Raw genomic sequence first — 26,481 nt, 5'->3', positions numbered from 1 at the left:
TAGACTTATATAAAAGAAAGCGCATTTTAGCGCTTTCTTAATATAGTTTCAAAGATTTTTGATGCAACTTTTCTTTTACTCATCTTTTCTAAATCAAATTCTTCTCCATCTTTGGAAAGAATTGTAACTTTGTTATCATCACTAGCAAAGCCAGTATCATTACTTGTAATATCATTTACTACAATATAATCTAAGTTCTTATTTTTAATCTTTTTCTTTGCATTTTCAATAAAATTGCTACTTTCAGCGGCAAATCCCACTAAAATTTGATGTTTTTTATTTTCACCTAATATTTGTAATATATCATTATCTCTTACAAAGGTTAAAACTAAATCACCATCGCCTTTTTTTATCTTTTCATTACTATAATTTTTAATTTTATAATCTGCAACTGCTGCAGATTTAATAACTATATCGCTATTATCATAATTCTCTAAAATTGCATTTTTCATTTCTTCATTTGTAGTTACACGTATTACCTTAACTCCATTTGGAGGATTTAACTTAGTAGGTCCTGAAACTAAGGTAACATTAGCTCCTCTGTCCCTAGCCTCTTCTGCTATCTCATATCCCATTTTCCCTGTAGATTTATTTGTAATAAATCTAACTGGATCTATATTAGAATGAGTAGGACCTGCACTTATTAAAACATTTTTTCCAAGTAAATCTTTAGGTAAATCTTTATTATCTAATGCATTTAATACTTTTTCTATTATTGTATTAACATCTGCAAGCTTACCTTTTCCTTCATCACCACAAGCAAGTACTCCTGATGCTGGTTCTATAAACTCACATCCAAGTTTTTTTAGTTTTTCAATATTTTCTTGAACTATTGGATTTTCATACATATTAGTATTCATTGCTGGAGCAAATATAATTTTTGCTCTAGTTGCCATAATAGTTGTTGATAACATATCATCAGCTATTCCATTTGCAACTTTTCCAATAATATTTGCTGTGGCAGGGGCTACTAAGAAAACATCTGCTCTTTTAGCTAATGATATATGCTGAATTTCAAAAGCTTTTGGTTCTGCAAACATGTCCGTTACAACCATATTTTTACTTAAAGATTGAAATGGTAAAGGAGTAACAAACTTAGTTGCTGACTCAGTCATAATCACTCTTACATCAATATCTTTTTTGCTTAATGCACTTACAATATCTAATGCTTTGTAAGCTGCAATACCTCCACTTACTCCTACACACACACACCTTTTATTATTCATTTATTTTGATCCTTCTTTTACTGGAGTAGGTTCATATCCTACTTCCCCTTCATTAACTTCATTTATTGCTATTGTAAGTGGTTTCTTAGATTTTGTTTCAACTAATGGTTTACTACCATTTATTAATTGTCTTGCTCTTTTTGAAGTTACCATTACTAATGAATATCTGTCATCTACCTTTTTAAGTAAATCCATTACTGATGGATTAATCATAGAGTTGTTCATGAATTAAGCCCTCCTTAGAATCTAAAATTGAATTTTCTTTTATTCTATCAACTCTGCATTTTTCTGCTGTTATTATTGATTCTACCTTTTCTACAGCTAACTCTAAAGTATCGTTAACTACAGCATAGTTGTATTTAGAAACATAATTAATTTCCTTGTAAGCATTCTTAAATCTAGTCATTAAGGATTCTTCTGTTTCACTACCTCTTTTTATAATTCTTTGCTTCAATTCTTCCATGGATGGTGGAAGAATGAAGATAAATACACCTTCTTTAAAATTTTCTTTAACTTGCAATGCGCCTTGGATATCTATTTCTAAAATAACATCCTTACCATCTTCAAGCATTTTTTCTACATTCCCCTTTGGGGTACCATAAAAATTTCCATGAACATTTGCATATTCTAGAAAACCATTTTCTCTAACCTTTACTTCAAAATCTTCTTTTGATAAAAAGTAATAATTTACTCCTTCTACTTCTCCTTCTCTTGGAGCTCTAGTAGTTGCAGAAACTGAAATATAAATATTGTCATGCTTTTCTAATAAAGCTTTGCAAATAGTTCCTTTTCCAGCTCCAGATGGACCTGAAATAACTATTAAAACACCTCTATTACTATGCATTATTCATCAACCTCGTCTACTGTTTCATCCTTTACTACTAGTCTATGTGCAACTGTTTCAGGTTGAACTGCAGATAAAATCACATGGTCACTATCAGTGATAATAACCGCTCTAGTTCTTCTACCATATGTTGCATCTATAAGCATCCCTCTATCTCTAGCTTCTTGAATTATTCTTTTAATAGGTGCTGATTCTGGACTAACTATAGCAACAAGTCTATTAGCAGATACAATATTGCCAAATCCAATGTTAATTAATTTGATTCCCATTACTTTCCTCCTGATTATTCTATATTTTGCACTTGTTCTCTTATTTTTTCTATTAAATTTTTTATGTTAATGACATAATTAGTCATATCCATATCACTAGATTTTGAAGCTATTGTATTAGCTTCTCTATTCATTTCTTGAATTATAAAGTCAAGTTTTCTTCCTATTTGGCCACCTTCTTCAAATGTAATTCTCATTTGATTTATATGACTGTTTAGCCTTGTAATTTCCTCATCTACCGCACTTTTATCCGCAATAATAGCTACTTCTTGTGCAATTCTACTTTCATCTATTTCTATACCATCTAATAAATCTTTAAGCTTTACTTCTAGTTTTCTCTTGTATGTATTAGGTACAGTATCTGCAATTTTCTCTATATTCAATACTATATCTTCAACTTCTTTAAGCTTAATTAGTATATCTTCCTTAAGCTTTTCTCCTTCAACCATCCTCATATTATCCATCATATCTAAAGATGAATTTATAAGAGGCTTAATATATGACCAAATTTCATCAATGGAATCTTCTTCTTCAACAACATTAATTACATCTGGGAATCTAGCTATTTGTGTGATAGTAATATCATTTTTAACCTCAAAGTTTTTTTCTATTTCCTTTAAACAGTTAAAATAGCTTTCAGCTAACTTTAAATTTAGCTTTGCTATACCTTCTCCTTGAGAATAGCTTTTTTGATTAATAAATATATCTACTTTTCCTCTAGAAAGTTTTGAATTAACTAATTTTCTTATCTCTTCTTCTAATGAAATAATACTTTTAGGTAACCTTACATTAACATCTAAGTATCTACTATTTACACTTTTCATTTCAACTGAAAATAAATGTTTACTTCCTTCTTCATTACTAGCTCTACCAAAACTAGTCATACTTTTAACCATATATGCCTCCAAAGCTTTATATACAAAAATATAAAATATAATTAAATTTATTTTTTATTATTTTACCATACTTAATATAAAATATTTTATATATCTATGTCAATGATTTGTTCACAGAATATTAACATTTATATAATAAAAAGAAAAGTTACATTCTATAATTAAATACAATAGTAACTTCTCCTTTTAATTAATTATTAATATTAGTGTTTTTCTTAAATGATTCTTTAATATCTATTGCTTTTTCACTTGATAATGCTACTATTAACTTTATTCTAGCCTTTTGCCCAGGCATACTTTCTTCAAAAAATACTCCTAAATCCTTTAACATCTTACCTCCACCTTCATAACCGTAGGATTCATATACTCTTCCCTCAAAACATCTAGATACAATTACTACAGGTATATTTTTATTTAAGGCCCTCCTTATTCCCTTTACCATTTCAGGAGGTACATTACCTCTTCCTAAAGCTTCAATTACTATACCTTTATATCCTCTGTCTATAACAAAATCTATAAAATCAGATGTCATTCCTGCAACGCACTTAATAAGAGCAACATCATCTTTTATATTCTCTACATGATAGACTTTATGTTTAATAGTTTTTCTATAAAATAAAACTTTATTGTTATCTACTATTCCTATTGGTCCAAAATTTGGAGTCTTAAATGCATTAAGAGCCATAGAATTAGCTTTTGTTACCTCTGCTGCTGAATTTAATTCACCATTAAAGCAAACTAAAACTCCTCTTCCTTTAGCATCTTCTGAAATTGCTGTACAAATGGAAGTAGCTAAATTAAATGGCCCATCATATCCTAGTTCTGAACTACTTCTCATAGCCCCTGTAACTACAATTACCTTTTCAGAATCTATCGTTAAATCTAAAAAGTATGCAGTTTCTTCTAAAGTATCTGTTCCATGAGTTAGTACTACTCCATCGATATCTTCTCTTTCTATTAACTGTTTTATGAATTTACTAAGTTCTAACATATTGTGTATACTCATATGTGGTGATGGTTTACTAGAAAAACTATAGGATTCAACTTTTGCATATTTTTCTATTCCAGTAACCATAGACATAATTTCTTCTCCAGTTAAACTTGGTACTGCTGCCTTAATCCTTTCATCCACCTTCATAGATATTGTTCCACCATTAAATACAACTGCTACCTTCTTCATATTTTCCTCCTAATGTTAACTGATAAAATAAAAACTCTTGGTTTCCCAAAAGTTTAAAAACAAAAAAAATTAAATTGTTGGTAGGTCGGCGTATCCTACATCTCTTTTACTAAAAGCCTTAGCGCGTGAGGAGCCTTTTCTCACCTCAACAATTATATAATTCAAAACTAACATATTCATTATATGCTTATTATCTTAATCTTTCAACTTATAATTCTATTTCCATTCCATTAATTTACCACTGTACAATCTATTTTTTATCTTTCCATTAGTTATTGGATACATAGTTGAAACATATATATAATCTCTTTTATCATCAATATCTATTCCAATTAAAATATTTGTTTCTGCTTTTTTTATTAACTCTATATATATTCCATTATTTGTTAGCTTATATACCCCTATATAATCAGGGTTTTCTATTATCTCCTTCATACATTCTATAATATTTCCAAGTATCTTTTTGCTTAATTGTTTTCCATGTCTCTTTTTTATATGCTTTATTACCCCTGGGGACGCATAAATGGTACCTGTAAATTTCACCCCTAAATTTTCTGCCATTCTTCCTTTTAAATATCCTACTCTTCTATAGGTATAAAATCTATTTTCCATAATATCCCTCAATTCTCTATAGTGTATATTAGCTTTTCAGAGATTCTTTATATATATTATTCATTATACCTATATAAATTTCCTTAACTTTATTATAAATATTTAAATTTAACATATTTAACAAATCATTATTTTCAAAGTTTATCAAACAATTAAATTAACTCTGTAATAATTTATAAATATTAAAAAGAGGCTGGTTTAACCACCAACCTCTAAAATCATAATATTATACAGATTAACCCTCCACTACCTTCATTAATAATCTTTTGTAAAGTTTTTTGAATTTTAACTTGTACATCCTCAGGCATTTTATACAATTTATTTTGTAGACCTTCTCTAATTAAAACTTCTAACGGCTTACCAAACATATTACTTTGCCATAATGATGCAGGATCCTCATCAAATTGTTCCATTAATGATTTTACAAGTTCTTCACTTTCTTTTTCAGATCCCATTATAGGACTAATTTCAGTTCTAATATTTGCTTTTATAAAATGTAAAGATGGAGCAGATGCTTTTAATTTAACACCAAATCTATTTCCTTGCTTAACCATTTCTGGTTCTTCAAACTTCATTTCAGAAAGTTGAGGTGGAACTAGCCCATAGCCTGTTTCTCTTACATCTATTAATGCATCTTTAACCTTATCATATTCTTTTTTAGCATAATTAAGATCTTTAATTAAAGCTAATAAATCACTTTCCGATTTAACATCTAAATCGCAAATCTCACTTAATATATTATAGAAAATTCCATCTTTTGGTTTTAATTTTATATTAGCCTTTCCTTCCCCTAAATTAACAGTATTCATTTCAATAGGCGCAAGATTTTCCTCTTCTTTTAAAATATTAATAACAGATTTAACATCCCTTATTCTATTTATATCTTCACACATCCCCTTAATAACACTAAAGAAATCTTTTTTAAGCCAATTATCAGGCTCAAGTCTTTCTACCCATGATGGCATATCTATGTTGATTTCTTTCACTGGGAATTCTTTAAGTACATGCTTGAAAACATCTTCCACATCATCTTCATTCATATTAGCTACGTCCATAACTTGAACAGTAACATCATATTTATCTTCAATCTCCTTTTTTAATGCTCTAGTTTCAGGAGAATTTATATGTTTTGTATTAAGTACAACTATAAAAGGCTTTCTTATTGCCTTTAACTCATCTATTACCCTCTCCTCTGCTTCTAAGTACTCATTTCTTTCAATTCCTGTTATACTTCCATCCGTTGTCACTACAAGACCTATGGTAGAATGATCTGTAATAACTTTTCTAGTTCCTATTTCAGCTGCATCTTCAAAAGGTATTTCGTATTCGTACCATGGAGTATTTACCATTTTAGCTTCATCTCCATCCATATACCCTACTGCCCCTTTAACTATATAGCCAACACAATCTACCATTCTAACTTTGAATTTTATCTCTTCATCAATTGTAATTTCAACAGCCTCATTTGGAACAAATTTGGGTTCTGTTGTATGAATTCCCTTTCCTGAACCACTTTGAGGCAACTCGTCCTTTGCTCTTTCCTTTTTATAATTATTATCAATCTTTGGTATTACCATGAGGTCCATAAATTTTTTAATAAATGTTGATTTTCCTGTTCTAACCGGTCCTACAACACCTACATATATGTCCCCTTGTGTTCTTTCAGCTATATCCTTATATATATTAAAGCTGTCCACAGTGTACCCTCCTACTTATTTTTAACACTATATATATATTCTAAAAATTAAAAAAATATACAACTTTTTTTAATTTTTAAATCATTATATAGTACTATATTATGGAAACTAAAAAAATATTCCTAAATCTAAAAAGGAAGAAAAACTACACCGCTTTTCTTCCTTAAGATTAATAATATATTTCGTTTTTCTTTTCCCTTTCCATTAGAGCTACTACAGCCTCTTTAGGATCTTTTTTCTCAAATAAAATCTTATATAATACATCTGTAATTGGCATTTCAACATTAAGCTTTTCCTTTATCTCATAGAATGCTTTACAAGCTTTAATACCTTCTACTACCATTCCAACATCTTTAATAGCTTCTTCAGTAGATTCTCCTTTACCTATTAAAAATCCTGCTCTTCTATTTCTAGAATGAAGACTAGTACATGTTACTATTAAATCACCCATTCCTGTTAGTCCAAGAAAAGTTTCCGGATTTCCTCCAAGCTTTATACCAATTCTAACTATTTCAGCCATTCCTCTTGTCATTAAAGCAGCCTTAGAATTATCACCATAACCAATTCCGTCACAAACCCCAGCAGCTAATGCAATAATATTCTTAACTGCACCACCAACTTCTACTCCCACTAAATCATCATTTGTGTAAACTCTAAAGTTTTTACTTATAAATAAATCTTGAACTTTATTTGCTGCATCTAAATCTCTAGAAGCAACTACTACTGTTGTTGGTATATCAAAAGCAACTTCTTCTGCATGACTTGGTCCTGATAATATTACTACTTTATTGTTAGGAAGTTCTTCTTCTATGACTTGTGATAATCTTAAGTTTGATCCCTCTTCAATTCCTTTTGCTATGCTAATAATAACAACATCTTCACTTATCTTATCTTTCAAAGAGCTGGATACTGCTCTTATTACATGAGATGGAACAGATAAAACTATAAATTTTGCGTCCTTTATAGTTTCATCAAGATCATTATAAGCAGTGACATTTTTAGGTATATTCAAATTTTTAATATACTTATCATTTTTTCTGTTAATATTTATATCATTAACTACAGATTTCTTTCTGTCATATATACTAACTTCACATCCATTATTAGCCAATAATATTCCTAAAGCAGTACCAAAACTACCGCCTCCTAAAAAAGCCACATGACTCATAAATTATTCCTTCCTTTCTCTATACTCTATTTGAATACCAGTACCACTAAAATCAAAGCTATCTCTTAATTGATTTTCAAGATATCTTTCATATGAAAAATGTCTAGCATTAGAATCATTAACAAAGAAAATAAATTTAGGCGGTTTAGATGCAACTTGAGTAGCATAGTAAATCTTCATTCTTTTAAGACCTACTATTGGGGGTTCTTTCATAAGAACTGCTTTATTTATAACTTCATTTAATATTCCTGTTGGAATTCTCTTTGAATAATTATCATAACATTCTCTCGCTATTTCTAAAACCTTATGGGTTCTTTGGCCTGTTTTAGCAGAGATAAATAAGTATTTCGCATATTTTAAGAATTTTAGCTTCATTTCTAAATCTTCTTTATATCTTTGCATAGTCTTATCGTCTTTTTCTATTAAATCCCACTTATTAACTATAACCATAATAGCCTTATTCATTTCATGAGCATATCCAATAATCTTTTCATCTTGCTCAGTTACGCCCTCAGTAGCATCTACCATTAGAATACAAACATCTGCTCTTTCTATGGCTGCATAAGTTCTTATTACAGAGTATCTCTCTATTTCTTCTTTTACTTTACTCTTTCTTCTAAGACCAGCTGTATCTACTAAAATAAATTTTCCTAAATCTGTTTCTAATGTACTATCTATAGAATCTCTTGTTGTTCCTGGAATATTAGAAACTATTAGTCTCTCTTCCCCTAATAATCTATTTATTAAAGAAGATTTACCTACATTAGGTTTACCTATCATAGCTATTCTTATGTACTCATCTTCTTCGTCTTCTTCATTATACTTATCGAAGTTTTCAACTACTCTATCTAGCATATCTCCAAGTCCTAAGCCTTGAGATGCAGATATAGTTATAGGATCCCCTATTCCTAAATTGTAAAATTCCCAAGCATTATCTTCGTCTTTTAGATTATCTACTTTATTTACAACTAAAACAACTTCTTTTTTGCTTTTTCTAAGCATACTTGCTACTTCATGGTCTGCAGGTGTTAATCCTTCCTTTCCATCAACAACAAATACTATTACATCTGCTGTTTCTATCGCAATATTAGCTTGCCTTCTCATTTGCTTTACAATTATATCTTCTCTTTCCGGTTCAATACCACCTGTATCAATCATAGTAAAATTATAATTTAACCATTCTGCTTGAGCATATACTCTATCTCTAGTAACTCCTGGAGTATCCTGAACTATGGATATCCTCTGCCCTGCTAATTTATTAAATAAAGTAGATTTACCTACATTTGGTCTTCCAACTATTGCAACTATTGGTTTTCCCATTATTAATCCTCCTTACAATTTGCATTTATTACATCAATAAGGTCATCACCTGTATAATCACAAACTATAACCTTAACGTTTAAAGCTTCTTCTATATCATGAATATTTAAGTCATCTAACATAACCATATCAGCTGGTGCTAATTCATATCCTTTTCTAAACATATTACTTGACATAATTAAATAATCTGTTTTTATTTTACCTTTCAGCTGATCTATTATATCAGTTCCTGTTAAAAGACCTGCTACTGTAATAGTATTTCCAAAGAAGTTATTTATAACCTTATATACATCTATTTTAATATTAGGATTACACTTCATTATACTATCTGCTGATTTTTTTATTTCATTATAGGCCAATTCACCAGTTACCATAGAAAAACTTCCTTTAAGATCTCTATTTAAAAACTCTAAAGATCTATTAACAACTTCTCTATAATACCTTATCATTCCTATCCCATCTTCTAATTGATCATATTCAGAATAAAATTCTTCATTTGGAACATCTAGTCCTGCTGTTATATAAAACTCATCTGAAAGCCTTACAAATGGTGCTCCAGTTTCTTCAACAAACTTCCTCTGTAAGTCTTGAATCATCATAATCTCATTTTTAGCTGATTCTTTTGTAAATGTATCAAGCTTAGGCAAATTTTCTCTAAACTTAGTAATACCTATAGGAACCACTGCAACATTTTTTACATAAGGATATAATTCATATAAATCTTTTACAGTTTTTCTTAGTTCCTCACCATTATTAACATTAGGTATACAAACAACTTGAGCATGCATTTCAATTTCTGCATCTCTTAATTTTCTAAGCCTTTCCATAATAGATCCTGCAAATCTATTTCTAAGCATCATAACCCTAAGATCAGGATTAGTTGTATGTACAGAGATATTAATAGGACTAATCTTATATCTTATTATTCTATCAATATCCTCATCTTTCATATTGGTTAAAGTAACAAAATTCCCTTGTAAAAATGATAATCTTGAATCATCATCTTTAAAATATAATGTGTCTCTCATTCCTTTTGGAAGTTGATCAATAAAACAAAACATACATTTATTTGAACAACTTTTTGCTTTATCCATTATTCCGCCTTGGAATTCAAGTCCTAAAGTTTCACCATAATCTTTCTCAATTTCATATTCCCATATTTCTCCATCCGGTTTCTCTATTTCTAAAATAACTTCTTCATCTACAGCTAAAAATCTATAATCTATAATATCATCTATAGGTGTACCATTAATTGATATTAAAACATCATTAACTTCTATACCTACTTCTTCTGCAATACTTCCAGCATCAACTTTACTAATTAAATTTTTCATTTTCTCACCTCAATCTTTTTAAATATAATTTTATGAACAATACTATATTTATAAAAAGAACGTTATATCTTATAAAAAATATAAAAATACATACTTTTTTCTATTAAACGTAATTCACCTAATTATAATTATCACTTGATGTTATATTACATTAATAATATTCTATAGTCAATAAAAAACATCCTCTACAAAGAGGATGTTTAGGATATTACTTATTATTTATTCATTTAAATCAACGTAATTACCTTTTTTAGAGAATATTATCCATTCACATATATTAGTTACATGATCCCCAATTCTCTCTAAATATTTAGATGCAAATAAAATTTGAGTTCCTTGATTTATCATTGATTCATCTTTACTCATCTTTTTTAATACTATTCCAAACATACTTTGATAAATCGCATCTACTCTATCATCCATATGACAAATTTCATAGGCAGCCTTTTCATCTCCATTAACATATGCCTCAATTGCCAGTTTTATCATATTATTAATAATATCAACCAATTCCCATATTGGTGCTATATCATCTGAGAAGTCTACACCTTTAACTCTAGGAACTATTTTACATATATCAACTGCATAATCTGCCATTCTTTCAAGATCAGTAACTATTTTAGTTGTAGTATATATACTTCTTAAATCTCTAGCTAATGGTGATTCAGTAGCCATAAACTTGATGCACTTTTCTTCAATAACCCTTTGAAGCTCATCTACTTTATCATCGTTTTTCATAACTTTTTTTGATAAATCTAAATCTTGGTTTTTCAAAGCAGTCATACTATCATATATTTGCTTTTCAACTAAACTCGCCATTTCAATTAGCTCGGAATTAAGTAACTTAATTTTATTGCTCATCATTTCTCTCATCATCTTTAATCACCTCTTATTAATTTTAGCCGAATCTTCCAGTAATATAATCTTCAGTCCTCTTATCTCTTGGTTTGTAAAAAATATCTTCAGTATCACCATATTCTATTATCTCACCATTTAAAAAGAATGCTGTTTTATCTGCAATTCTTCCAGCTTGTTGCATATTGTGAGTTACTATTACTACTGTGTATTTTTTCTTTAATTCTTCCATTAAATCTTCCATTTTATTAGTAGAAATTGGATCTAAAGCTGAAGTTGGTTCATCCATTAGTATTATTTCAGGCGAAACTGCTATAGTTCTAGCAATACATAATCTTTGTTGTTGTCCTCCTGATAATCCTAAAGCACTCTTTTTAAGTCTATCTTTTACCTCATCCCAAAGTGCAGCACCTTTTAAACTTTTTTCAACTATTTCATCTAAGCTCTTTTTATCTCTTATTCCATGTAATCTAGGACCATAAGCTATATTATCATAAATTGACATTGGAAAAGGATTTGGTTTCTGGAAAACCATCCCAACTTTTGTTCTTAATGCAATTACATCCTTGCTTTTATATATATCTTCGCCATCAACAAGGATTTCTCCTTCTATTTTAACATTATCTATTAAATCATTCATTCTATTTATAGTTCTTAAAAATGTAGATTTTCCACAGCCTGATGGCCCAATAAATGCTGTAACCTTATGTTCCTCTAAATCTATATTTATATTTTTTAATGCTTGATTATCACCATAATATAAATTCAAATTTCTAACTTGAATTTTTTTCATATTTTCATTTGACATACTTACACCTCTTAGTATCATAAAAATTAATAATTTGCCTTATTAAATTTTTTAGTAATTAACTTTGCTAATAGATTTAAAACTAATATTATTACTATTAAAACTATACCAACTGCTGCTGCTTGTTCTATATTACCAGCTTCTTGAGTTACTAAATAAGAATGAACCGTTAAAGTTCTTGCACTTGACATTATTCCTTTTGGCATTTTTGCAACTGTTCCTGCTGTTAATAATATAGCTGCTGATTCTCCTACTACACGACCAACTGATAATATTACACCAACTAATATACCAGGTATAGCACTCGGTACTATAACTTTATATAAAGTTTGGAATCTAGTTGCTCCAAGCCCTAATGAAGCTTCCTTATATGATGGTGGAACTGACTTTAAAGATTCTTCTGTTGTTCTTATAATTACTGGTAAAATTATAATTGCAACCGTAAGTGATCCAGCAAGTAATGAATATCCAAATTTTAATGTAACAACAAAAAATATAGATCCAAATAAACCATATACTATTGATGGTATACCTGATAAGCTTTCTGTAGCAAATCTAATCATCTTTACCATTTTACCTTGTTTTGCATATTCTGTTAAATGAATTGCTGCTAATACACCTATAGGAGTTGCTACTATTATAGAAATAAATACTGTATATAAAGTAGATATTATCATAGGAAGAATACCGCCATCTCCTGATGCAGAATAATTTTTAGTTATAAAATCTATATTAATTAATTTATATCCCTTTAAAAATATAAATCCTAATATAAATACTAACATACCTACAGTAATAGCTGCAGATAACCATAATAATATTTTTAATAAATTTTCTTTAAATTTTCTCATAACTAGTTACCTTCCTTATTAGAAAGTTTACTTAATACTAAGTTTAATAATAATATGAATAAGAATAATATGACCCCTGTAGCGAATAACATTTCTTGATGAGTTCCAAATGCGTATCCCATTTCTAATGCTATGTTAGTAGTAAGTGGTCTTACTGAATCCATAATTGATGTAGGAATTATTGGAGAGTTTCCTGCTACTAATATTATTGCCATTGTCTCACCAATTGCTCTTCCTATACCTAAAACTACAGCTGCTAAAATACCTGATTTAGCTGCTGGAACAACTACTTTAAATGTTGTCTCTATATGTGAAGCTCCTAAAGCTAAAGAACCTTCCTTGTATGATTTAGGAACTGCTCTTATTGCAGTTTCTGAAACTGTTACTATTGTTGGTAGCATCATAATTGATAAAACTATTATAATAGCTAAAAGACTTTGTCCCTTCGGAAGATTAAAAGTATCCATAATCCATGGAACAATCACTGCCAAACCAAACACACCATATAATACAGATGGAATTCCAGCTAAAAGTTCAACAGCACCTGAAATAATTTTTCCAATTTTTCTTGGTGCAACTTCTGCTATAAATATAGCTGTTAATATACCTATTGGTACACCTACTACTAAAGACCCTAAAGTTCCAAATATAGATGCAATCACCATAGGCATAACTCCATATTTATCTGAACTTGGCACCCATTTAGTACCAAAGAAAAATTCACTAAAAGAATATCCTTTGCTTATAAATGGTGTTAATCCTTTATAAAATACAAATCCTATAATTACTAATAAACTTATTACTGCAATAAGAGCACTTGCTAAAAATACTCCTTTTGAAATATTTTCTATAACATACTTACTTTTATTATTACTTTTAACCTTTAACATGCTTATCCTCTCCTATGAAAGTAAGAATGCTCACCTGGAGCATTCTTAATAAATCAGTTATTTAACTGGAATTGCTTTGTTATCCTTAACCATAGTTTGCCCTTCATCACTTAGAATAAAGTCGATGAACTTTTGTCCTTCTTCACTTAAGCTACCTTCCTTATTTACTACGATGAATGGTCTTGATATCTTATATTCTCCAGATTGAACTAACTCAGCCTTTGGCTCAACATTTTCAACATTTACTATATTTACTTCATCATCTAAGTATTCAAAAGATACGAATCCTACAGCATTATCATTTCCAGCTACTGTTTCTTTAACTGCTCCTGTTGCATTTGCTATCATTGCATTTGCTATTAATTCTTCTGATTTATATCCAACTATTTCTTGGAAAGCATCTCTAGTCCCTGATCCTTCTTCTCTTGAAACCACGACTATCGGTGCATCTTTTCCGCCTTCAATTTGATTCCAGTTCGTTATTTGTCCAGTATATATTCCTTTAATTTGATCAATTGTTATGTTTTTAATTGGATTATTGTTATTAGTTATTATTGCAATACCATCATAAGCAATTGTTGTTGCCTTTACTTGACTTTCTTCTTCAGATTTTAATTCTCTTGATGACATTCCTATTTCTGATACTCCATTTATAGCATCTTTAATTCCTGCTGATGATCCAACTTCATTTATTTCTATTGAAACATTACTATTATCCGCTTCAAACTTTTCTGCTAATTTTCCCATTAACGGTCCAACGGATGTTGATCCTGAAATTGATATTGTAACACTTCCTCCTTCTGAATTTTCATTTGATGAACTGTTACCACATCCAACAACAGCCCCTCCCACCATTGTTACTAGTAAAGCTGTACATAAAAGTTTTAAACTTTTTCTTTTCATAAATTTCTCCTCCAAATTAATAATTTATATATTTTTTTATTAATTTTCCTTACATACTTATATTAATCCCTAAAAGTTAAGTAAATATTAGTTAAAAGTTAAGAAAGGTTAGGATTATGTTAAAAAAATTTAACATTTCTTATATGTTTTAATATAAGAAGTTCAATGAAATAATTCTATTTTAAATACAAAAAAGAATTGTATTTAAAATAATATCTAAAATTAAATATTATTTAATACAATTCTTTTAAAATATGAAATCTGTTAGTTTCTTAGTTTTTCTTATTTTTATAGTGAATTTTGTTCCTTTATTCAAAATTGAATCTACATAAATCTCCCCATTAAACATTTTAGTAATATGTTTTACTATTGCTAATCCTAGCCCAGTTCCACCCTTAGCACGGGATTTATCAACTCTATAAAATCTTTCAAATATCCTAGGTAAATCTTCCTTTGGAATTCCCATTCCATTATCTTCAACTTCTACATATGCATAATCTTTATTTTCGTATGTTTTAATGTTAATTTTAACGCTATCATTAGAATATTTTATAGCATTTTCCACTAAATTTAGCATCATTTGATAGAATTTATCCCTATCTCCTATTAAAATCTTTGTGCCTTTATCCTCAAAACATATTTTAACTTCTTTATTGTTAAAATTATTAACAAACATATTTATTACATCTTCAATTACTTCAGAGGGATTAAATTCTTCCTCCTTCATCTTGTTACTATTTTCAATATTAGATAAAATTAAAATATCATTGATTAATGTTGTTAATCTTTCTGCTTCTTTATCTATTATATCTAAAAACTTATTCCTAGTGTTATTATCTTCCACATACTTTAAAGTTTCTGCAAAACCTTTTATAGATGTTAACGGTGTTTTTAACTCATGAGAAACATTTGCTACAAATTGACTTCTCATATTCTCAAGTCTTTTTATATCAGTTATATCCAAAACTGTAACAACAATTCCTATTGGTATCTTTCTTGAATTAATAATAGGTGCTTTCTTAATTCGAAGTTCTCTAGGAATCGGATGCATAAGTTTAATTTCTTTAGTCTCAATTTCAGGTACGTTTCTCATAAATGATATTATATCGTAATCAATTATATATTCTGAAATATTTTCACCAATAATATCTCTATTAATTCCAAATAAATTTTTAGCATATGGGTTAATTAGAATTACATTTTGCTTATTATCTACAGCAATTACTCCACTTTCCATACTTTCTAAAATTGCCTCTAACTTATTTTGTTTATCTGCAGAGTCTGATATTCTAGATTGGAGTTGTTCAGCCATATCATTAAAAGTACTTGCTAATGATCCTATTTCATCATTAGTAAATATATTAACCCTTCTACTATAATCTCCATTTGCTATTTTATATGTCGCCATTTCTAATTCTTTAACTGGATATATAATTGCTCTAATTAATTTTAATGAAAGACCAAGAGATAATAAGATTACAAAAATTATAATTATAATATAATATTTTATGTAGCCTTCTGAAAATACTCTTACATTGCTAAGAGGTACTGATGCTCTAATTACTGTATTTTCATCAATTTTAGTTGCATAATAAACAACATCAATCCCTTGAGTATTACTAAATCTTGTAGTTGAAGCATTTCCATTTTTAAATGCCTCTTCTATCTCTTCTCTATCTAAATGATTTTCAAGATTATCATTATCTGTATCATTTATAACATTTCCTTCACTATCTACTATAGTAAACCTAACCTTTGTTCTATTTATAGAAAATTCATTCAAATCTTTATCATTAAAAATATTATTTTTTATAATGACCTCGTTATATGTTGATAATATCTCTTTTGTCTTATCTATTTCCTTTATATTTACTAATGCAATAAAAGAACAAGTCACTACTATTAATGCAAAAATTACAGTTATTAATGATGATGCTAATATTCTTTTCTTCATATTCTAATTATTAGGATTAAACCTATATCCTACTCCTCTTATAGTTTCTATAAATTTAGGATTTTTATCATCAACCTCTATTTTTTTTCTTAAATATCTTATGTGAACATCAACAGTTCTAGTTTCTCCAACATATTCATATCCCCATATTTTATCTAAAAGAGTTTCTCTAGTTAATATCTTTCCTCTGTTTTTAACTAATATTTCTAGAAGTTCAAATTCCTTTAATGTCAAATCAATTTTCTTATCTAATATACTAACTTCTCTTCTATCAAAATTAATATAAATATCATTAGCTTTAAATATCTCTTCACTACCACTTGAAGCCTTTGTTCTTCTAAGTATAGCTTTTATTCTAGCAAGTAACTCTCTTATAGAAAATGGCTTTGTTATATAATCATCAGCTCCAAGCTCTAATCCTAATATTTTATCTAATTCCTCTCCCTTAGCAGTTAACATAATAATTGATATTTCTTTAGTATTAGCATCCCCTCTAATACTCTTACATACATCGAATCCATCTAAACCAGGAATCATTAAATCAAGTAAAATTAAATTTGGATTCTCTTCCTTTGCTAATTTTACTGCATCTATACCATTATTAGCTGTAATCACATTATACCCTGAATTAATTAAATTATAGCCTATAAGTTCAACTATATGATCCTCATCATCTACCACAAGTATTTTTTCTGCTGCCATAACTACCCCTCCTTATTTTATAAAAGCAAATGAAAATAATCTTCCATAAGTACCCACTGATCTTCTATAGGAATATAACTTTAAGTTTTCTTCACAATGAGTGCAAAGTTTCAATGAATAAATATTCTCTTCACTAATTCCAAACTCTCTAATATCTTTTAATATACACTCTTCCATACTTAAGTTTCTACCTTTAAACAATAAATCTTTATTTATTTTAGTCTTTTCTATGAAGTTTTCTTTAAGTTCCTCTGAAACCTCATAACAACATTGTCTAATATGAGGTCCTATAAATATTTTAGTTTCATTTATATCTATATTAAATTCATTTACCATTTTTTCTAAAGTTCTTATCACTATTGAATTAAATGTTCCTCTCCATCCACTATGAATAGATGCAATAACGTTATTTTTAACATCCGCTATAATTATAGGAACACAATCAGCAGTAAAAACACCTATTGCTGTATTTTCTTCCTTTGTTATTAAAGCATCTCCCTCTTCATCTTTTATAGATTTATTAGAATTGTCATATATATAAACCTTATCGCTATGAATTTGATTTAAATATTCAACGTTTTTTAAGTTAAAGTCTCTTATAATACTATTTAAGTTTTTTATCCCATAATCTTTATATCTATTAAAACTTCTATCATCCTTTGCTGTTGAAAAAACTATATTTATCTTACCTATGTTATATATTAAGAAATCTTCTACTTCTTTAACATCATCTTTATATAAGCTTATCATCTAGCCACCTCATTTAACTATTTTAATACATTTTACCATTTATTAATATCCTTTTCTATTTATTTTAAGTTATAAAAAAATTTTTAACTTATTTTTAACTAAAGTCAAAAAGATTAACTTAAAATAGAATCCTCTATTTTAAGTTAATCTTTTACTTTTTAGAAACTAAATTTTTTATTTCCTCTAAAAATGTATTTATATCTTTAAATTCTCTATATACTGAAGCAAATCTAACATAGGATATTTCATCTACTTCTTTTAATCTTTCCATTACCATTTCGCCTATAATTTTAGAATTAACTTCCGTTATCATTTTATTTGATATAGTCTTTTCTATATCCTCTGCTAATTCCTCAATTTGCATTCTTGATACTGGTCTTTTTTGACATGCTCGAATTAATCCATTTATAATTTTTTCCTTATTAAAATTTTCTCTGGTAGAATCCCTTTTTACAACTAATATTGGAATGTCTTCAACCTTTTCATATGTAGTATATCTTTTATTACACTTTAAACATTCTCTCCTTCTTCTAATTGTAGTATTATCATCAGTTGATCTTGAATCTACAACCTTGCTTTCCTCAAAGGAACAAAATGGACACCTCATCTTATTCACGCCTTTCTTAAGTATCTATATATAATATAAATTATACATATTTTTATATGCTTTTTCCATATTATTTTTATAAATTTAAATTTTCTATATCAGTACTATCAACTAATATAACTTCTATACCTGCCTTTTTTACTTTATTCCAAGGAATTTCTATATCTTCTTCTTTACCAAACCATCCTTTAGCCATTCCAGGTAGCAATATTGATACTACTTTACTTTCTTTAATATCTATTACAAAATCCTTAATATAACCAATTTTAGAACCAGTCTTAATATCTATTACCTCCATAGTTCTAATTGCATTTAATGAATGTAATAGCAACTCATTTTCTTCTTCTATAGGTCTTTCATCTTCCATTTTAATATTATCAAAAAATCCCATAAATATCCTCCTTTACAAATACAGCATGTACACATCATAGTTATTTTAAAGAGCTCAATTAAGAGCCCTAAACATATTTTCTCATATGCTTTAATGCAGTTTTTTCTAGCCTAGATACTTGCGCTTGTGATATTCCAATTTCATCAGCTACTTCCATTTGAGTTCTACCATTAAAAAATCTTAATGTTAATATAAGCTTTTCTCTGTCATTTAATTTTTTCATAGCCTCTTTAATAGAAATATTTTCAAGCCAACTTTCATCAGTATTTTTAGAATCACTTATCTGATCCATAACGTAAATTGCATCTCCACCATCATGATAAATAGGTTCAAATAACGACACTGGATCTTGTATTGCATCTAAAGCAAATACAACTTCTTCCCTTGGCAAATTAAGTTCCTTTGCTATTTGAGAAACCGTTGGCTCCTTATTATTCTCCTTAATTAACCTATCTCTTACCAATAAAGCTTTATATGCTATATCTCTTAAAGATCTACTTACTCTTATAGAATTATTATCTCTTAAATATCTCCTTATTTCACCTATTATCATCGGAACTGCATAAGTTGAAAATTTTACATTTTGCCCTAAGTCAAAATTATCTATAGCCTTCATTAATCCAATACAACCAACTTGAAATAAGTCATCTACATTTTCACCCCTATTATTAAACCTTTGAATCACACTTAAAACTAATCTTAGATTCCCCTTAATGAAAGTTTCTCTTGCACTTTTATTTCCATCCCTCATACTTAAAAGTAACTCTCTTTTTTCTTTTTCTTTTAAGATAGGTAATTTTGAGGTATTTACCCCACATATTTCTACCTTATTAATAATCAAGCTTATCAACCCCTTATGAAGTAATAACATACTGCATTAAAAAGTATCCCCGAGAGTAATACGTTTTATACTCAAGACAACCTAAATCATTTTATTGATTTCTTTTTTTAGTCTATTAATAATTTTCTTTTCTAGTCTTGAAATATAGGATTGAGATATACCAAGCATATCAGCTACTTCTTTTTGAGTCTTCTCTCTTGTACCATTCAATCCAAATCTTAATCTTACTATTTCCTTTTCTCTATCATTTAAGTGTTTTAAAGCTAAGAATAATAATTCTTTATCTATTTCATCTTCTATTAAGTTATAAACTATATCATTTTCTGTTCCTAAAATATCCGATAGCAAAAGTTCGTTACCATCCCAATCTATGTTTAAAGGCTCATAAAATGAAATTTCAGCTTTAACTTTACTATTTCTTCTTAAATACATTAATATTTCATTTTCAATGCACCTTGATGCATAAGTTGCAAGCTTAATTTTTTTTTCTGGATTAAAAGTATTAACTGCCTTTATTAATCCAATTGTACCGACTGAAATTAAGTCTTCAACTCCTACTCCAGTATTTTCAAACTTTCTCGCAATATACACTACTAATCTTAAGTTTCTTTCAATTAAAATATCTCTAATAGATTCATCACCATGAATTAATTTTTCAACTAATTCTTCTTCTTCATCTTTTTTTAGTGGAGGTGGCAATGCCTCACTACCTCCCACATAATGAACCTCTCCTTTTAAAATCTTTAACTTTGATAATATTCTACTTAATAATACCCTTATTTTCATCATATTTTTATATTACTCCTCTTGATAATAATGCATTGAATTCATTTTCCTTACTTAATTTGTTTTTACATTTACAAAGTATAACTTCTACTGCCTTCCACTCTTCATCTTCACCTCTTATCCTAACTGTATTAGTTTTAAACCCTTTTAAGTTTCCATCTTCACCGATTGTTCTATAAGGAATTGAAAATTCCTCATTGCTTTTAATATTAAAATTTTCTAAAAAAGTACTTTCAATTATGATACAAGGTAAATTTGTAACTGGCTCCCTTAAAGCATTTCCTGTATCCAATAAACCTTTTATAAAAAGAGTGTTTTTTTCATTAGAGATTTCAATATCATAAATAAAATTATTAATTAAAGCTCTATCTCTTAGATAATCTATTACTCGAACTATAACTACATAAAGGCCCATAATAGATATTAATAAATATTTAATAGAATAGTTATTAATTGTAAATCCGCTAAAAACGCTATAATAATTATCTATCATTGAAAATGCAAATGAAAATCCACATAGTGTAAAAGATGTTACAATAAAAGCTATAGTAGATTTTATATTTTTTAATAACTTATAATTTTTTGTACTAATCATAATCATTAATAAAACAACAATAATTTTAAAGGGTAAAGATGCTAAGATCTTATTATCCATAAATAAAACTAAAGTATAAAATGAGCCTACTATTGCAGCTAGATAAACTGTTTTATAATACTTATACCTAAGAGACTTTAATGTAATAAGTAATAAAAATAGATTGATTATAAAATTTTCTATCAAAAGTATATCTATGTATATAACCATTTTCCTTCCCCCTTTTTATTTAAATTATAAACTCTTTCATTTCAAAATTTTGTCATAATAACTCGTTACTTTTTTTATTTTCATCTATCATTTATTACATTTATTTACACTTCATTAAGTAATTAAATAAAAACTAACAAAGTTGTACTATAACTATTAATATGTTTAAACGTAAAAAAAAGACCAAGAAAATCAATTTCTTGGTCTTAAATACTATACTACTTTCTTGATCTTAAGAAACTTGGTATATTTACACTTTCAGTTTCAATATCTAAAAGAGGATCTAGTCTTTTTACAGGTTCTGTTGGTTCAACATTAACCTTTTCTTCTTTAACTATTTTTTTTTCAAAAATTGGCTCATGATTTAATAACTTGTTATTATCTTCTTCAAATCCTGTTGCTATAACAGTTATTCTTATTTCATCTGTTAATGTTTCATCAATAACAGCACCGAATATAATATTAGCATCTGGATCCGCTGCCTCTCTTACAATATCTGCTGCTTCATAAACTTCAATAGCTCCTAAGTCAACTCCACCAGTAAAGTTAATGATAACCCCAGTAGCTCCATCTATTGATGTTTCTAATAATGGTGATGAAATTGCTTGTTTAACAGCATCTTGAGCCTTATTATCTCCTGTTCCATGACCAACTCCCATATGAGCTAATCCTTTATTTAACATAACAGTTTCAATATCTGCAAAGTCAGCATTAACCACACCAGGAATTGTAATAAGATCTGATATAGCTTGAACACCTTGTCTTAATACTTCATCTGCTAATTTAAATGAATCTAAAAGTGTTGTCTTTTTATCAGCCATTAATAATAATTTTTCATTAGGAATAATAACTAATGTATCAACGGACTTCATAAGGTTTTCTATTCCCATTTCCGCATGTCTCATTCTTCTTTTTCCTTCAAAAGGGAATGGTTTAGTTACTACACCAACTGTTAATATATTCATAGATTTAGCAATTTCAGCTACTATAGGTGCTGCTCCAGTACCAGTTCCACCACCCATACCGGCAGTAATAAATACCATATTAGCTCCCTTTATTGCTTCTGCAATCTCTTCTTTACTTTCTTCAGCCGCTTTCTTACCAATTTCAGGATTTGCTCCTGCTCCAAGCCCCTTTGTTAATTTCTCTCCAATTTGAATTTTTACATTAGCATGAGATAACATCAAAGCTTGTTTATCTGTATTAACGGCAATAAACTCAACGTTTTTAAGCCCTTCAGCAATCATTCTATTTACGGCATTACCACCGCCGCCACCGCAACCAATTACCTTAATATTGGTTAACTCTTGCATATCTACTTCGAAATCTAACAAAATAATTCCTCCTTTAGAAAATATCTACTAGTAATTTTTCTACTTTGTTTCTTCTCATAATTTAAATAATTTCAAATTCATTAAAATATATATGTTTATATATTAATTTTACATCATATTATACCTTTTTAACAATACTTAATAAAGTAAATACTAAAGTTCTTGTTGACACTTGGTAATAAATGTATATATTTGAATTTTACTGTTATATTATAGGTTGCTTTTAATAACATTAAAAAAATTACGTAATTTTTTATAAAATTTAATTTCTTTTATAAAAATCTCCATAATTTTTTATTTAAGTTTAATAAAATTCAATTATAATTTTATCATCTTGCTTAAAATAACTCAACCTTTTCCTAAACATTATAAAAATTTTTAATTATAATTCTTATATTTATAAAATTATTTAAAAATATCACTAAATTTTATATTCAACATTTATTTTAAATTTCCTCTATTGAATTGAAAATTTCATAAAAAAACTAAAAAAAAAACAGAGTTACCTCTGTTTTTATAGCATCATCATTCTTTTAATAGTCTCTTTATCTACTGAATACATTAATGCAGTTTCTACAGTTATACTACCTCTCTTATATAATTCTACTAACGCCATATCCATTGTTTTCATTCCATATTTTCCACCAGTCTGAATTGCAGACTCTATTTGATAAGCTTTTCCTTCTCTAACTAAATTTTGAATCCCAGGAGTTGTAGTCATTATCTCTAACGCTGCCACTCTTCCATCATTATTTACTACTGGAACCAATTGTTGAGAAATAACTCCTTGTAACACAGCTGCTAATTGAACCCTTATTTGCTGTTGTTGGTGTGGTGGAAAAACATCTATTATTCTGTCTATAGTTTTAGCAGCTCCTATTGTATGTAGTGTAGAGAATACCAAATGACCTGTTTCTGCTGCAGTAATTGCAATTGAAATTGTCTCTAAGTCTCTCATCTCCCCTACAAGTATAACATCTGGATCTTCCCTTAAAATAGCTTTTAATGCATTTTGATAGCTCTTACTATCCTTTCCTATTTCTCTTTGATTTATTATGCACTTATTATGTTTATGCAAATACTCTATTGGGTCTTCTAATGTAATAATATGAGCTTCTCTTGTACTATTTATATCATTTATCATAGCAGCCAAAGTTGTACTTTTACCACTTCCAGTTGGTCCAGTAACTAATACTAAACCTCTTTGTTTTTGAAGAATATCTTTTATTACCTTTGGATGCTTCAATTCATCTAAAGTTGGAATTTTAAGTGGAATTACTCTAATAGCTATTGCATCACTATTTCTTTGTTTAAATACATTTACTCTAAATCTACCTATTCCTGAAATTGAATATGATGTATCTATTTCTCCAATATTATCATAATCATTAATTTTTTCTTCTAATATCTCCTCAGCAAATCCTCTTAATTCAACTGGTGATAATTTTTCTTCTCCAATTCTAATTAATTTACCATTTAATCTAATAGTTGGTGGTAAACCAACAGTTAGATGTAAATCCGATGCTCCCTTGTTTATTGTTTCTTCTAATAATTTATTTAGCAGATAAATCACTTTTTTCCCTCCGTGTTACTCTACTTTCTTACTTTTAATAAATTTGTTCTATAAAATATTATACATTCCTTCTTTTTAATATATAATATTTTATTTTTTAGTTATTTACTTGATAACTCCTTTTTTAACTTTTTAAGCGCTTTTTTTTCTATTCTAGAAACATAAGATCTAGAAATTCCTAGTAATGCGGCTATTTCTCTTTGAGTTCTACATCTGCCATCTACAAGTCCATATCTCATTTTTAATATTGCACCTTCTCTTTCTGTTAAAGAAATACCAATTTTATTATAAAGTTGTTTAATTTGAAGATTGCTCTCCACTTTCTCCAACACTGAGTCTTTTTCGCTACTTAAGACATCAATTAAACATATTTCAATATGTTATTCATGTTAGACATATACTTAAGAAGTCTTTTTGCAAGGCTTCTTGCTTCTTTTTTCTTGTTGCTCCTTTAAATTATATATCATCTTTATAAGCTCCTCTTGTTTTCCAAACACTTCTAAGTTTGTCATTTCAGTTCCCCCTTTTCCTTAGCTGGTAAAATCCATAACAAATTATACCAAACAAACGTTCTCGTATCAACCTATTTTTTTCCTTAGTAATATATTCCTATCAAGGTTATTATTTATAGTATATATAATGAAGGAATTTTTTTATCATTCATATTTTGTATAGGTGGTAAACTAATAATAAATATAAAAAAATGCTAGATACCTAATTATTGGTACCTAGCTTTTCTTATCTTATAAATTAATTTCTATTTAACTAACTTCTTTCCGAACTTATACAATATTCTATAATTTAACTAATCCCTAGTTTTGACACTTAAGTGTCTATAATAGTAAATGTTTATAAATAAAAACGACATGCATACGGTAAAATCCCGTACACATGCCACTTAAAACTCTTTTTAATTATCTTCTTGATAATATCACATGATTAGTTATATATTGTTTTTATAATCTTAGAATCCTGTTATTTCAGCTAATTTGTAAGATGCTATTTCACCATCAACATCAATTCCCATAGCTTTGAACTTCCAAGTTCCATCTGCTTCAAGATTATTTATATTATCCAAAGCTGTTCCTATTTGATTTCCTTCAGCATCATATAAATTAAAAGTTACTTGAACATAACTACAATCTTTACCACTATTATTTTTTATAACACCTTTTAAGTAAGTTGCAAATTGATCTGTCTCTGTTTCTACTTCCCCAACTAATTCAAACTTTTCCTTCTTTGCTGTAGAATTTTCTACTTGTCCAGTTTCAGTTATTCCACTATTTGGCGTAGTAGAATTACCACCACCTGCTGCATTTATTGCTCCAACTAGTATCAAAAGTACTATAACTATAAACCATACTCTTTTGTATATTGGTTTTTTATTTTTTGCTCCACATCCTGGACAAACTTTAGCACTCGATGCTATTTCTTTAGAGCAAGATTTACATTGTATCATTTTTTTTCATTTATTATTCCCCCTAAAAACAAAATATTCGCTTATGATAATAAAAGATTTTCTTTATTCCTTCAAGCCTTTCGACAAACACTCTATTATTATTATATAATTCGACAACTTATAATATCTTATTACAACTTTATTTGTTATTAATTTACTAATTCTAATATGTATAAAACATAATATTACTGTCTATAATTAAAATACAAGTTAATATTATTAAATCATCAAAAAAATAACACCTAGGGAGGGTATCCATTAGGTGTTATTTTTTGTTTTATAGAGAATTTTATGTAATACTTATTTGCAGGTTTATGTTCTAAATGAGTTTACTAAACGAACAGGATTTTTAACAAGTATTACTAATTATATTTTATTTACTGTTATAATTGTAGTCAATATTTTTATACATTTTTTAATGAAGAG

At 28.2% G+C, this 26,481-nt stretch carries 27 protein-coding genes and 1 pseudogene; all 28 read right to left on the bottom strand.

All coding sequences use genetic code 11. The features are described 5' to 3' along the window. Nucleotides 1-26: 26 nt before the first annotated feature. On the bottom strand, nucleotides 27-1,226 hold the full coding sequence (gene coaBC, locus ACQPVP_RS09815; protein ID WP_430849523.1) for a bifunctional phosphopantothenoylcysteine decarboxylase/phosphopantothenate--cysteine ligase CoaBC: 1,200 nt from the start codon (nucleotides 1,224-1,226) through the stop codon (nucleotides 27-29). After that, nucleotides 1,227-1,451 carry a DNA-directed RNA polymerase subunit omega gene (rpoZ, locus tag ACQPVP_RS09810; RefSeq protein ID WP_430849521.1) on the bottom strand — a complete coding sequence of 75 codons (225 nt, stop codon included), beginning with the start codon at nucleotides 1,449-1,451 and terminating at the stop codon, nucleotides 1,227-1,229. It lies immediately after the preceding gene. Continuing rightward, a complete protein-coding gene (gene gmk, locus ACQPVP_RS09805) occupies nucleotides 1,432-2,070 on the bottom strand; it encodes a guanylate kinase (protein ID WP_430849519.1) in 639 nt (212 codons plus the stop codon). The genes rpoZ and gmk overlap by 20 nt, the downstream gene beginning before the upstream one ends. Next, complete coding sequence (remA, locus tag ACQPVP_RS09800; RefSeq protein ID WP_066893902.1) at nucleotides 2,070-2,339, bottom strand: extracellular matrix/biofilm regulator RemA; 270 nt, start codon at nucleotides 2,337-2,339, stop codon at nucleotides 2,070-2,072. The genes gmk and remA overlap by 1 nt, the downstream gene beginning before the upstream one ends. Nucleotides 2,340-2,353: 14 nt before the next feature. Further along, nucleotides 2,354-3,235 (bottom strand): YicC/YloC family endoribonuclease, encoded by an 882-nt coding sequence (locus ACQPVP_RS09795; protein ID WP_430849517.1) that lies wholly within the window; start codon nucleotides 3,233-3,235, stop codon nucleotides 2,354-2,356. A 190-nt stretch (nucleotides 3,236-3,425) separates the two neighbouring features. Further along, on the bottom strand, nucleotides 3,426-4,415 hold the full coding sequence (locus tag ACQPVP_RS09790) for an asparaginase (RefSeq protein ID WP_430849515.1): 990 nt from the start codon (nucleotides 4,413-4,415) through the stop codon (nucleotides 3,426-3,428). Nucleotides 4,416-4,631: 216 nt separating this feature from the next. Further along, on the bottom strand, nucleotides 4,632-5,027 hold the full coding sequence (locus tag ACQPVP_RS09785; protein WP_430849513.1) for a PBECR2 nuclease fold domain-containing protein: 396 nt from the start codon (nucleotides 5,025-5,027) through the stop codon (nucleotides 4,632-4,634). A gap of 218 nt (nucleotides 5,028-5,245) precedes the next feature. Then, the gene (spoIVA, locus tag ACQPVP_RS09780) at nucleotides 5,246-6,724 is read right to left on the bottom strand and encodes a stage IV sporulation protein A (RefSeq protein WP_430849511.1); all 1,479 of its coding nucleotides are present in this window, start codon (nucleotides 6,722-6,724) and stop codon (nucleotides 5,246-5,248) included. 169 nt (nucleotides 6,725-6,893) lie between these two features. Next, the gene (locus ACQPVP_RS09775; RefSeq protein ID WP_430849510.1) at nucleotides 6,894-7,892 is read right to left on the bottom strand and encodes an NAD(P)H-dependent glycerol-3-phosphate dehydrogenase; all 999 of its coding nucleotides are present in this window, start codon (nucleotides 7,890-7,892) and stop codon (nucleotides 6,894-6,896) included. A gap of 3 nt (nucleotides 7,893-7,895) precedes the next feature. Then, nucleotides 7,896-9,212, bottom strand: coding sequence for a ribosome biogenesis GTPase Der (der, locus tag ACQPVP_RS09770; protein ID WP_430849508.1), 1,317 nt, complete (start codon nucleotides 9,210-9,212; stop codon nucleotides 7,896-7,898). 2 nt (nucleotides 9,213-9,214) lie between these two features. Continuing rightward, on the bottom strand, nucleotides 9,215-10,546 hold the full coding sequence (locus tag ACQPVP_RS09765; RefSeq protein ID WP_430849506.1) for a DUF512 domain-containing protein: 1,332 nt from the start codon (nucleotides 10,544-10,546) through the stop codon (nucleotides 9,215-9,217). 219 nt (nucleotides 10,547-10,765) lie between these two features. Then, nucleotides 10,766-11,422, bottom strand: a complete 657-nt coding sequence (gene phoU / locus ACQPVP_RS09760) for a phosphate signaling complex protein PhoU (protein ID WP_430841140.1) — start codon at nucleotides 11,420-11,422, stop codon at nucleotides 10,766-10,768. 22 nt (nucleotides 11,423-11,444) lie between these two features. Continuing rightward, entirely contained in the window at nucleotides 11,445-12,194 is a 750-nt protein-coding gene (gene pstB, locus ACQPVP_RS09755) for a phosphate ABC transporter ATP-binding protein PstB (protein WP_430849686.1), read from the bottom strand. 41 nt (nucleotides 12,195-12,235) lie between these two features. Further along, nucleotides 12,236-13,060, bottom strand: a complete 825-nt coding sequence (gene pstA, locus ACQPVP_RS09750) for a phosphate ABC transporter permease PstA (RefSeq protein WP_430849504.1) — start codon at nucleotides 13,058-13,060, stop codon at nucleotides 12,236-12,238. A gap of 2 nt (nucleotides 13,061-13,062) precedes the next feature. Beyond that, nucleotides 13,063-13,950, bottom strand: a complete 888-nt coding sequence (pstC, locus tag ACQPVP_RS09745) for a phosphate ABC transporter permease subunit PstC (protein ID WP_430849502.1) — start codon at nucleotides 13,948-13,950, stop codon at nucleotides 13,063-13,065. 57 nt (nucleotides 13,951-14,007) lie between these two features. Further along, nucleotides 14,008-14,853 carry a phosphate ABC transporter substrate-binding protein gene (locus ACQPVP_RS09740; protein ID WP_430849500.1) on the bottom strand — a complete coding sequence of 282 codons (846 nt, stop codon included), beginning with the start codon at nucleotides 14,851-14,853 and terminating at the stop codon, nucleotides 14,008-14,010. Between the two features lie 247 nt (nucleotides 14,854-15,100). Continuing rightward, complete coding sequence (locus tag ACQPVP_RS09735) at nucleotides 15,101-16,807, bottom strand: ATP-binding protein (protein ID WP_430849498.1); 1,707 nt, start codon at nucleotides 16,805-16,807, stop codon at nucleotides 15,101-15,103. Nucleotides 16,808-16,810: 3 nt separating this feature from the next. Next, on the bottom strand, nucleotides 16,811-17,509 hold the full coding sequence (locus tag ACQPVP_RS09730; protein WP_430849496.1) for a winged helix-turn-helix domain-containing protein: 699 nt from the start codon (nucleotides 17,507-17,509) through the stop codon (nucleotides 16,811-16,813). Nucleotides 17,510-17,521: 12 nt separating this feature from the next. After that, a complete protein-coding gene (pgeF, locus tag ACQPVP_RS09725; RefSeq protein WP_430849494.1) occupies nucleotides 17,522-18,259 on the bottom strand; it encodes a peptidoglycan editing factor PgeF in 738 nt (245 codons plus the stop codon). Between the two features lie 151 nt (nucleotides 18,260-18,410). Next, complete coding sequence (nrdR, locus tag ACQPVP_RS09720) at nucleotides 18,411-18,866, bottom strand: transcriptional regulator NrdR (protein ID WP_430849492.1); 456 nt, start codon at nucleotides 18,864-18,866, stop codon at nucleotides 18,411-18,413. A 76-nt stretch (nucleotides 18,867-18,942) separates the two neighbouring features. Next, nucleotides 18,943-19,257, bottom strand: coding sequence for a YlmC/YmxH family sporulation protein (locus ACQPVP_RS09715; protein ID WP_430849490.1), 315 nt, complete (start codon nucleotides 19,255-19,257; stop codon nucleotides 18,943-18,945). Nucleotides 19,258-19,324: 67 nt separating this feature from the next. Continuing rightward, entirely contained in the window at nucleotides 19,325-20,098 is a 774-nt protein-coding gene (gene sigG / locus ACQPVP_RS09710; RefSeq protein WP_430849488.1) for an RNA polymerase sporulation sigma factor SigG, read from the bottom strand. Nucleotides 20,099-20,179: 81 nt separating this feature from the next. Beyond that, the gene (sigE, locus tag ACQPVP_RS09705; RefSeq protein WP_430849486.1) at nucleotides 20,180-20,887 is read right to left on the bottom strand and encodes an RNA polymerase sporulation sigma factor SigE; all 708 of its coding nucleotides are present in this window, start codon (nucleotides 20,885-20,887) and stop codon (nucleotides 20,180-20,182) included. A gap of 4 nt (nucleotides 20,888-20,891) precedes the next feature. Continuing rightward, complete coding sequence (locus tag ACQPVP_RS09700; protein WP_430849484.1) at nucleotides 20,892-21,689, bottom strand: sigma-E processing peptidase SpoIIGA; 798 nt, start codon at nucleotides 21,687-21,689, stop codon at nucleotides 20,892-20,894. Nucleotides 21,690-21,907: 218 nt separating this feature from the next. Continuing rightward, the gene (gene ftsZ, locus ACQPVP_RS09695; RefSeq protein WP_430849482.1) at nucleotides 21,908-23,023 is read right to left on the bottom strand and encodes a cell division protein FtsZ; all 1,116 of its coding nucleotides are present in this window, start codon (nucleotides 23,021-23,023) and stop codon (nucleotides 21,908-21,910) included. Between the two features lie 514 nt (nucleotides 23,024-23,537). Further along, complete coding sequence (locus tag ACQPVP_RS09690) at nucleotides 23,538-24,593, bottom strand: type IV pilus twitching motility protein PilT (RefSeq protein ID WP_430849684.1); 1,056 nt, start codon at nucleotides 24,591-24,593, stop codon at nucleotides 23,538-23,540. A gap of 104 nt (nucleotides 24,594-24,697) precedes the next feature. Then, nucleotides 24,698-24,970, bottom strand: a pseudogene (locus ACQPVP_RS09685) (sigma-70 family RNA polymerase sigma factor); the annotation flags it as partial. A gap of 590 nt (nucleotides 24,971-25,560) precedes the next feature. Then, nucleotides 25,561-26,055 (bottom strand): FxLYD domain-containing protein, encoded by a 495-nt coding sequence (locus tag ACQPVP_RS09680; RefSeq protein ID WP_430849480.1) that lies wholly within the window; start codon nucleotides 26,053-26,055, stop codon nucleotides 25,561-25,563. Nucleotides 26,056-26,481: the final 426 nt, after the last annotated feature.

This window comes from Clostridium nigeriense, from assembly GCF_050585265.1.
In the GTDB taxonomy this organism is placed as follows: Bacteria; Bacillota; Clostridia; order Clostridiales; family Clostridiaceae; genus Clostridium; species Clostridium nigeriense_B.
This window is presented reverse-complemented; position numbering and strand designations above follow the sequence as displayed.

Bases quoted from the DNA above. Each gene is read 5' to 3' on its own strand.
- coaBC (WP_430849523.1), bottom strand. From the start codon at position 1,226: ATGAATAATAAAAGGTGTGTGTGTGTAGGAGTAAGTGGAGGTATTGCA.
- rpoZ (WP_430849521.1), bottom strand. From the start codon at position 1,451: ATGAACAACTCTATGATTAATCCATCAGTAATGGATTTACTTAAAAAG.
- gmk (WP_430849519.1), bottom strand. From the start codon at position 2,070: ATGCATAGTAATAGAGGTGTTTTAATAGTTATTTCAGGTCCATCTGGA.
- remA (WP_066893902.1), bottom strand. From the start codon at position 2,339: ATGGGAATCAAATTAATTAACATTGGATTTGGCAATATTGTATCTGCT.
- ACQPVP_RS09795 (WP_430849517.1), bottom strand. From the start codon at position 3,235: ATGGTTAAAAGTATGACTAGTTTTGGTAGAGCTAGTAATGAAGAAGGA.
- ACQPVP_RS09790 (WP_430849515.1), bottom strand. From the start codon at position 4,415: ATGAAGAAGGTAGCAGTTGTATTTAATGGTGGAACAATATCTATGAAG.
- ACQPVP_RS09785 (WP_430849513.1), bottom strand. From the start codon at position 5,027: ATGGAAAATAGATTTTATACCTATAGAAGAGTAGGATATTTAAAAGGA.
- ACQPVP_RS09775 (WP_430849510.1), bottom strand. From the start codon at position 7,892: ATGAGTCATGTGGCTTTTTTAGGAGGCGGTAGTTTTGGTACTGCTTTA.
- der (WP_430849508.1), bottom strand. From the start codon at position 9,212: ATGGGAAAACCAATAGTTGCAATAGTTGGAAGACCAAATGTAGGTAAA.
- ACQPVP_RS09765 (WP_430849506.1), bottom strand. From the start codon at position 10,546: ATGAAAAATTTAATTAGTAAAGTTGATGCTGGAAGTATTGCAGAAGAA.
- phoU (WP_430841140.1), bottom strand. From the start codon at position 11,422: ATGATGAGAGAAATGATGAGCAATAAAATTAAGTTACTTAATTCCGAG.
- pstB (WP_430849686.1), bottom strand. From the start codon at position 12,194: ATGAAAAAAATTCAAGTTAGAAATTTGAATTTATATTATGGTGATAAT.
- pstA (WP_430849504.1), bottom strand. From the start codon at position 13,060: ATGAGAAAATTTAAAGAAAATTTATTAAAAATATTATTATGGTTATCT.
- pstC (WP_430849502.1), bottom strand. From the start codon at position 13,950: ATGTTAAAGGTTAAAAGTAATAATAAAAGTAAGTATGTTATAGAAAAT.
- ACQPVP_RS09740 (WP_430849500.1), bottom strand. From the start codon at position 14,853: ATGAAAAGAAAAAGTTTAAAACTTTTATGTACAGCTTTACTAGTAACA.
- ACQPVP_RS09735 (WP_430849498.1), bottom strand. From the start codon at position 16,807: ATGAAGAAAAGAATATTAGCATCATCATTAATAACTGTAATTTTTGCA.
- ACQPVP_RS09730 (WP_430849496.1), bottom strand. From the start codon at position 17,509: ATGGCAGCAGAAAAAATACTTGTGGTAGATGATGAGGATCATATAGTT.
- pgeF (WP_430849494.1), bottom strand. From the start codon at position 18,259: ATGATAAGCTTATATAAAGATGATGTTAAAGAAGTAGAAGATTTCTTA.
- nrdR (WP_430849492.1), bottom strand. From the start codon at position 18,866: ATGAGGTGTCCATTTTGTTCCTTTGAGGAAAGCAAGGTTGTAGATTCA.
- ACQPVP_RS09715 (WP_430849490.1), bottom strand. From the start codon at position 19,257: ATGGGATTTTTTGATAATATTAAAATGGAAGATGAAAGACCTATAGAA.
- sigE (WP_430849486.1), bottom strand. From the start codon at position 20,887: ATGATGAAAATAAGGGTATTATTAAGTAGAATATTATCAAAGTTAAAG.
- ACQPVP_RS09700 (WP_430849484.1), bottom strand. From the start codon at position 21,689: ATGGTTATATACATAGATATACTTTTGATAGAAAATTTTATAATCAAT.
- ACQPVP_RS09680 (WP_430849480.1), bottom strand. From the start codon at position 26,055: ATGATACAATGTAAATCTTGCTCTAAAGAAATAGCATCGAGTGCTAAA.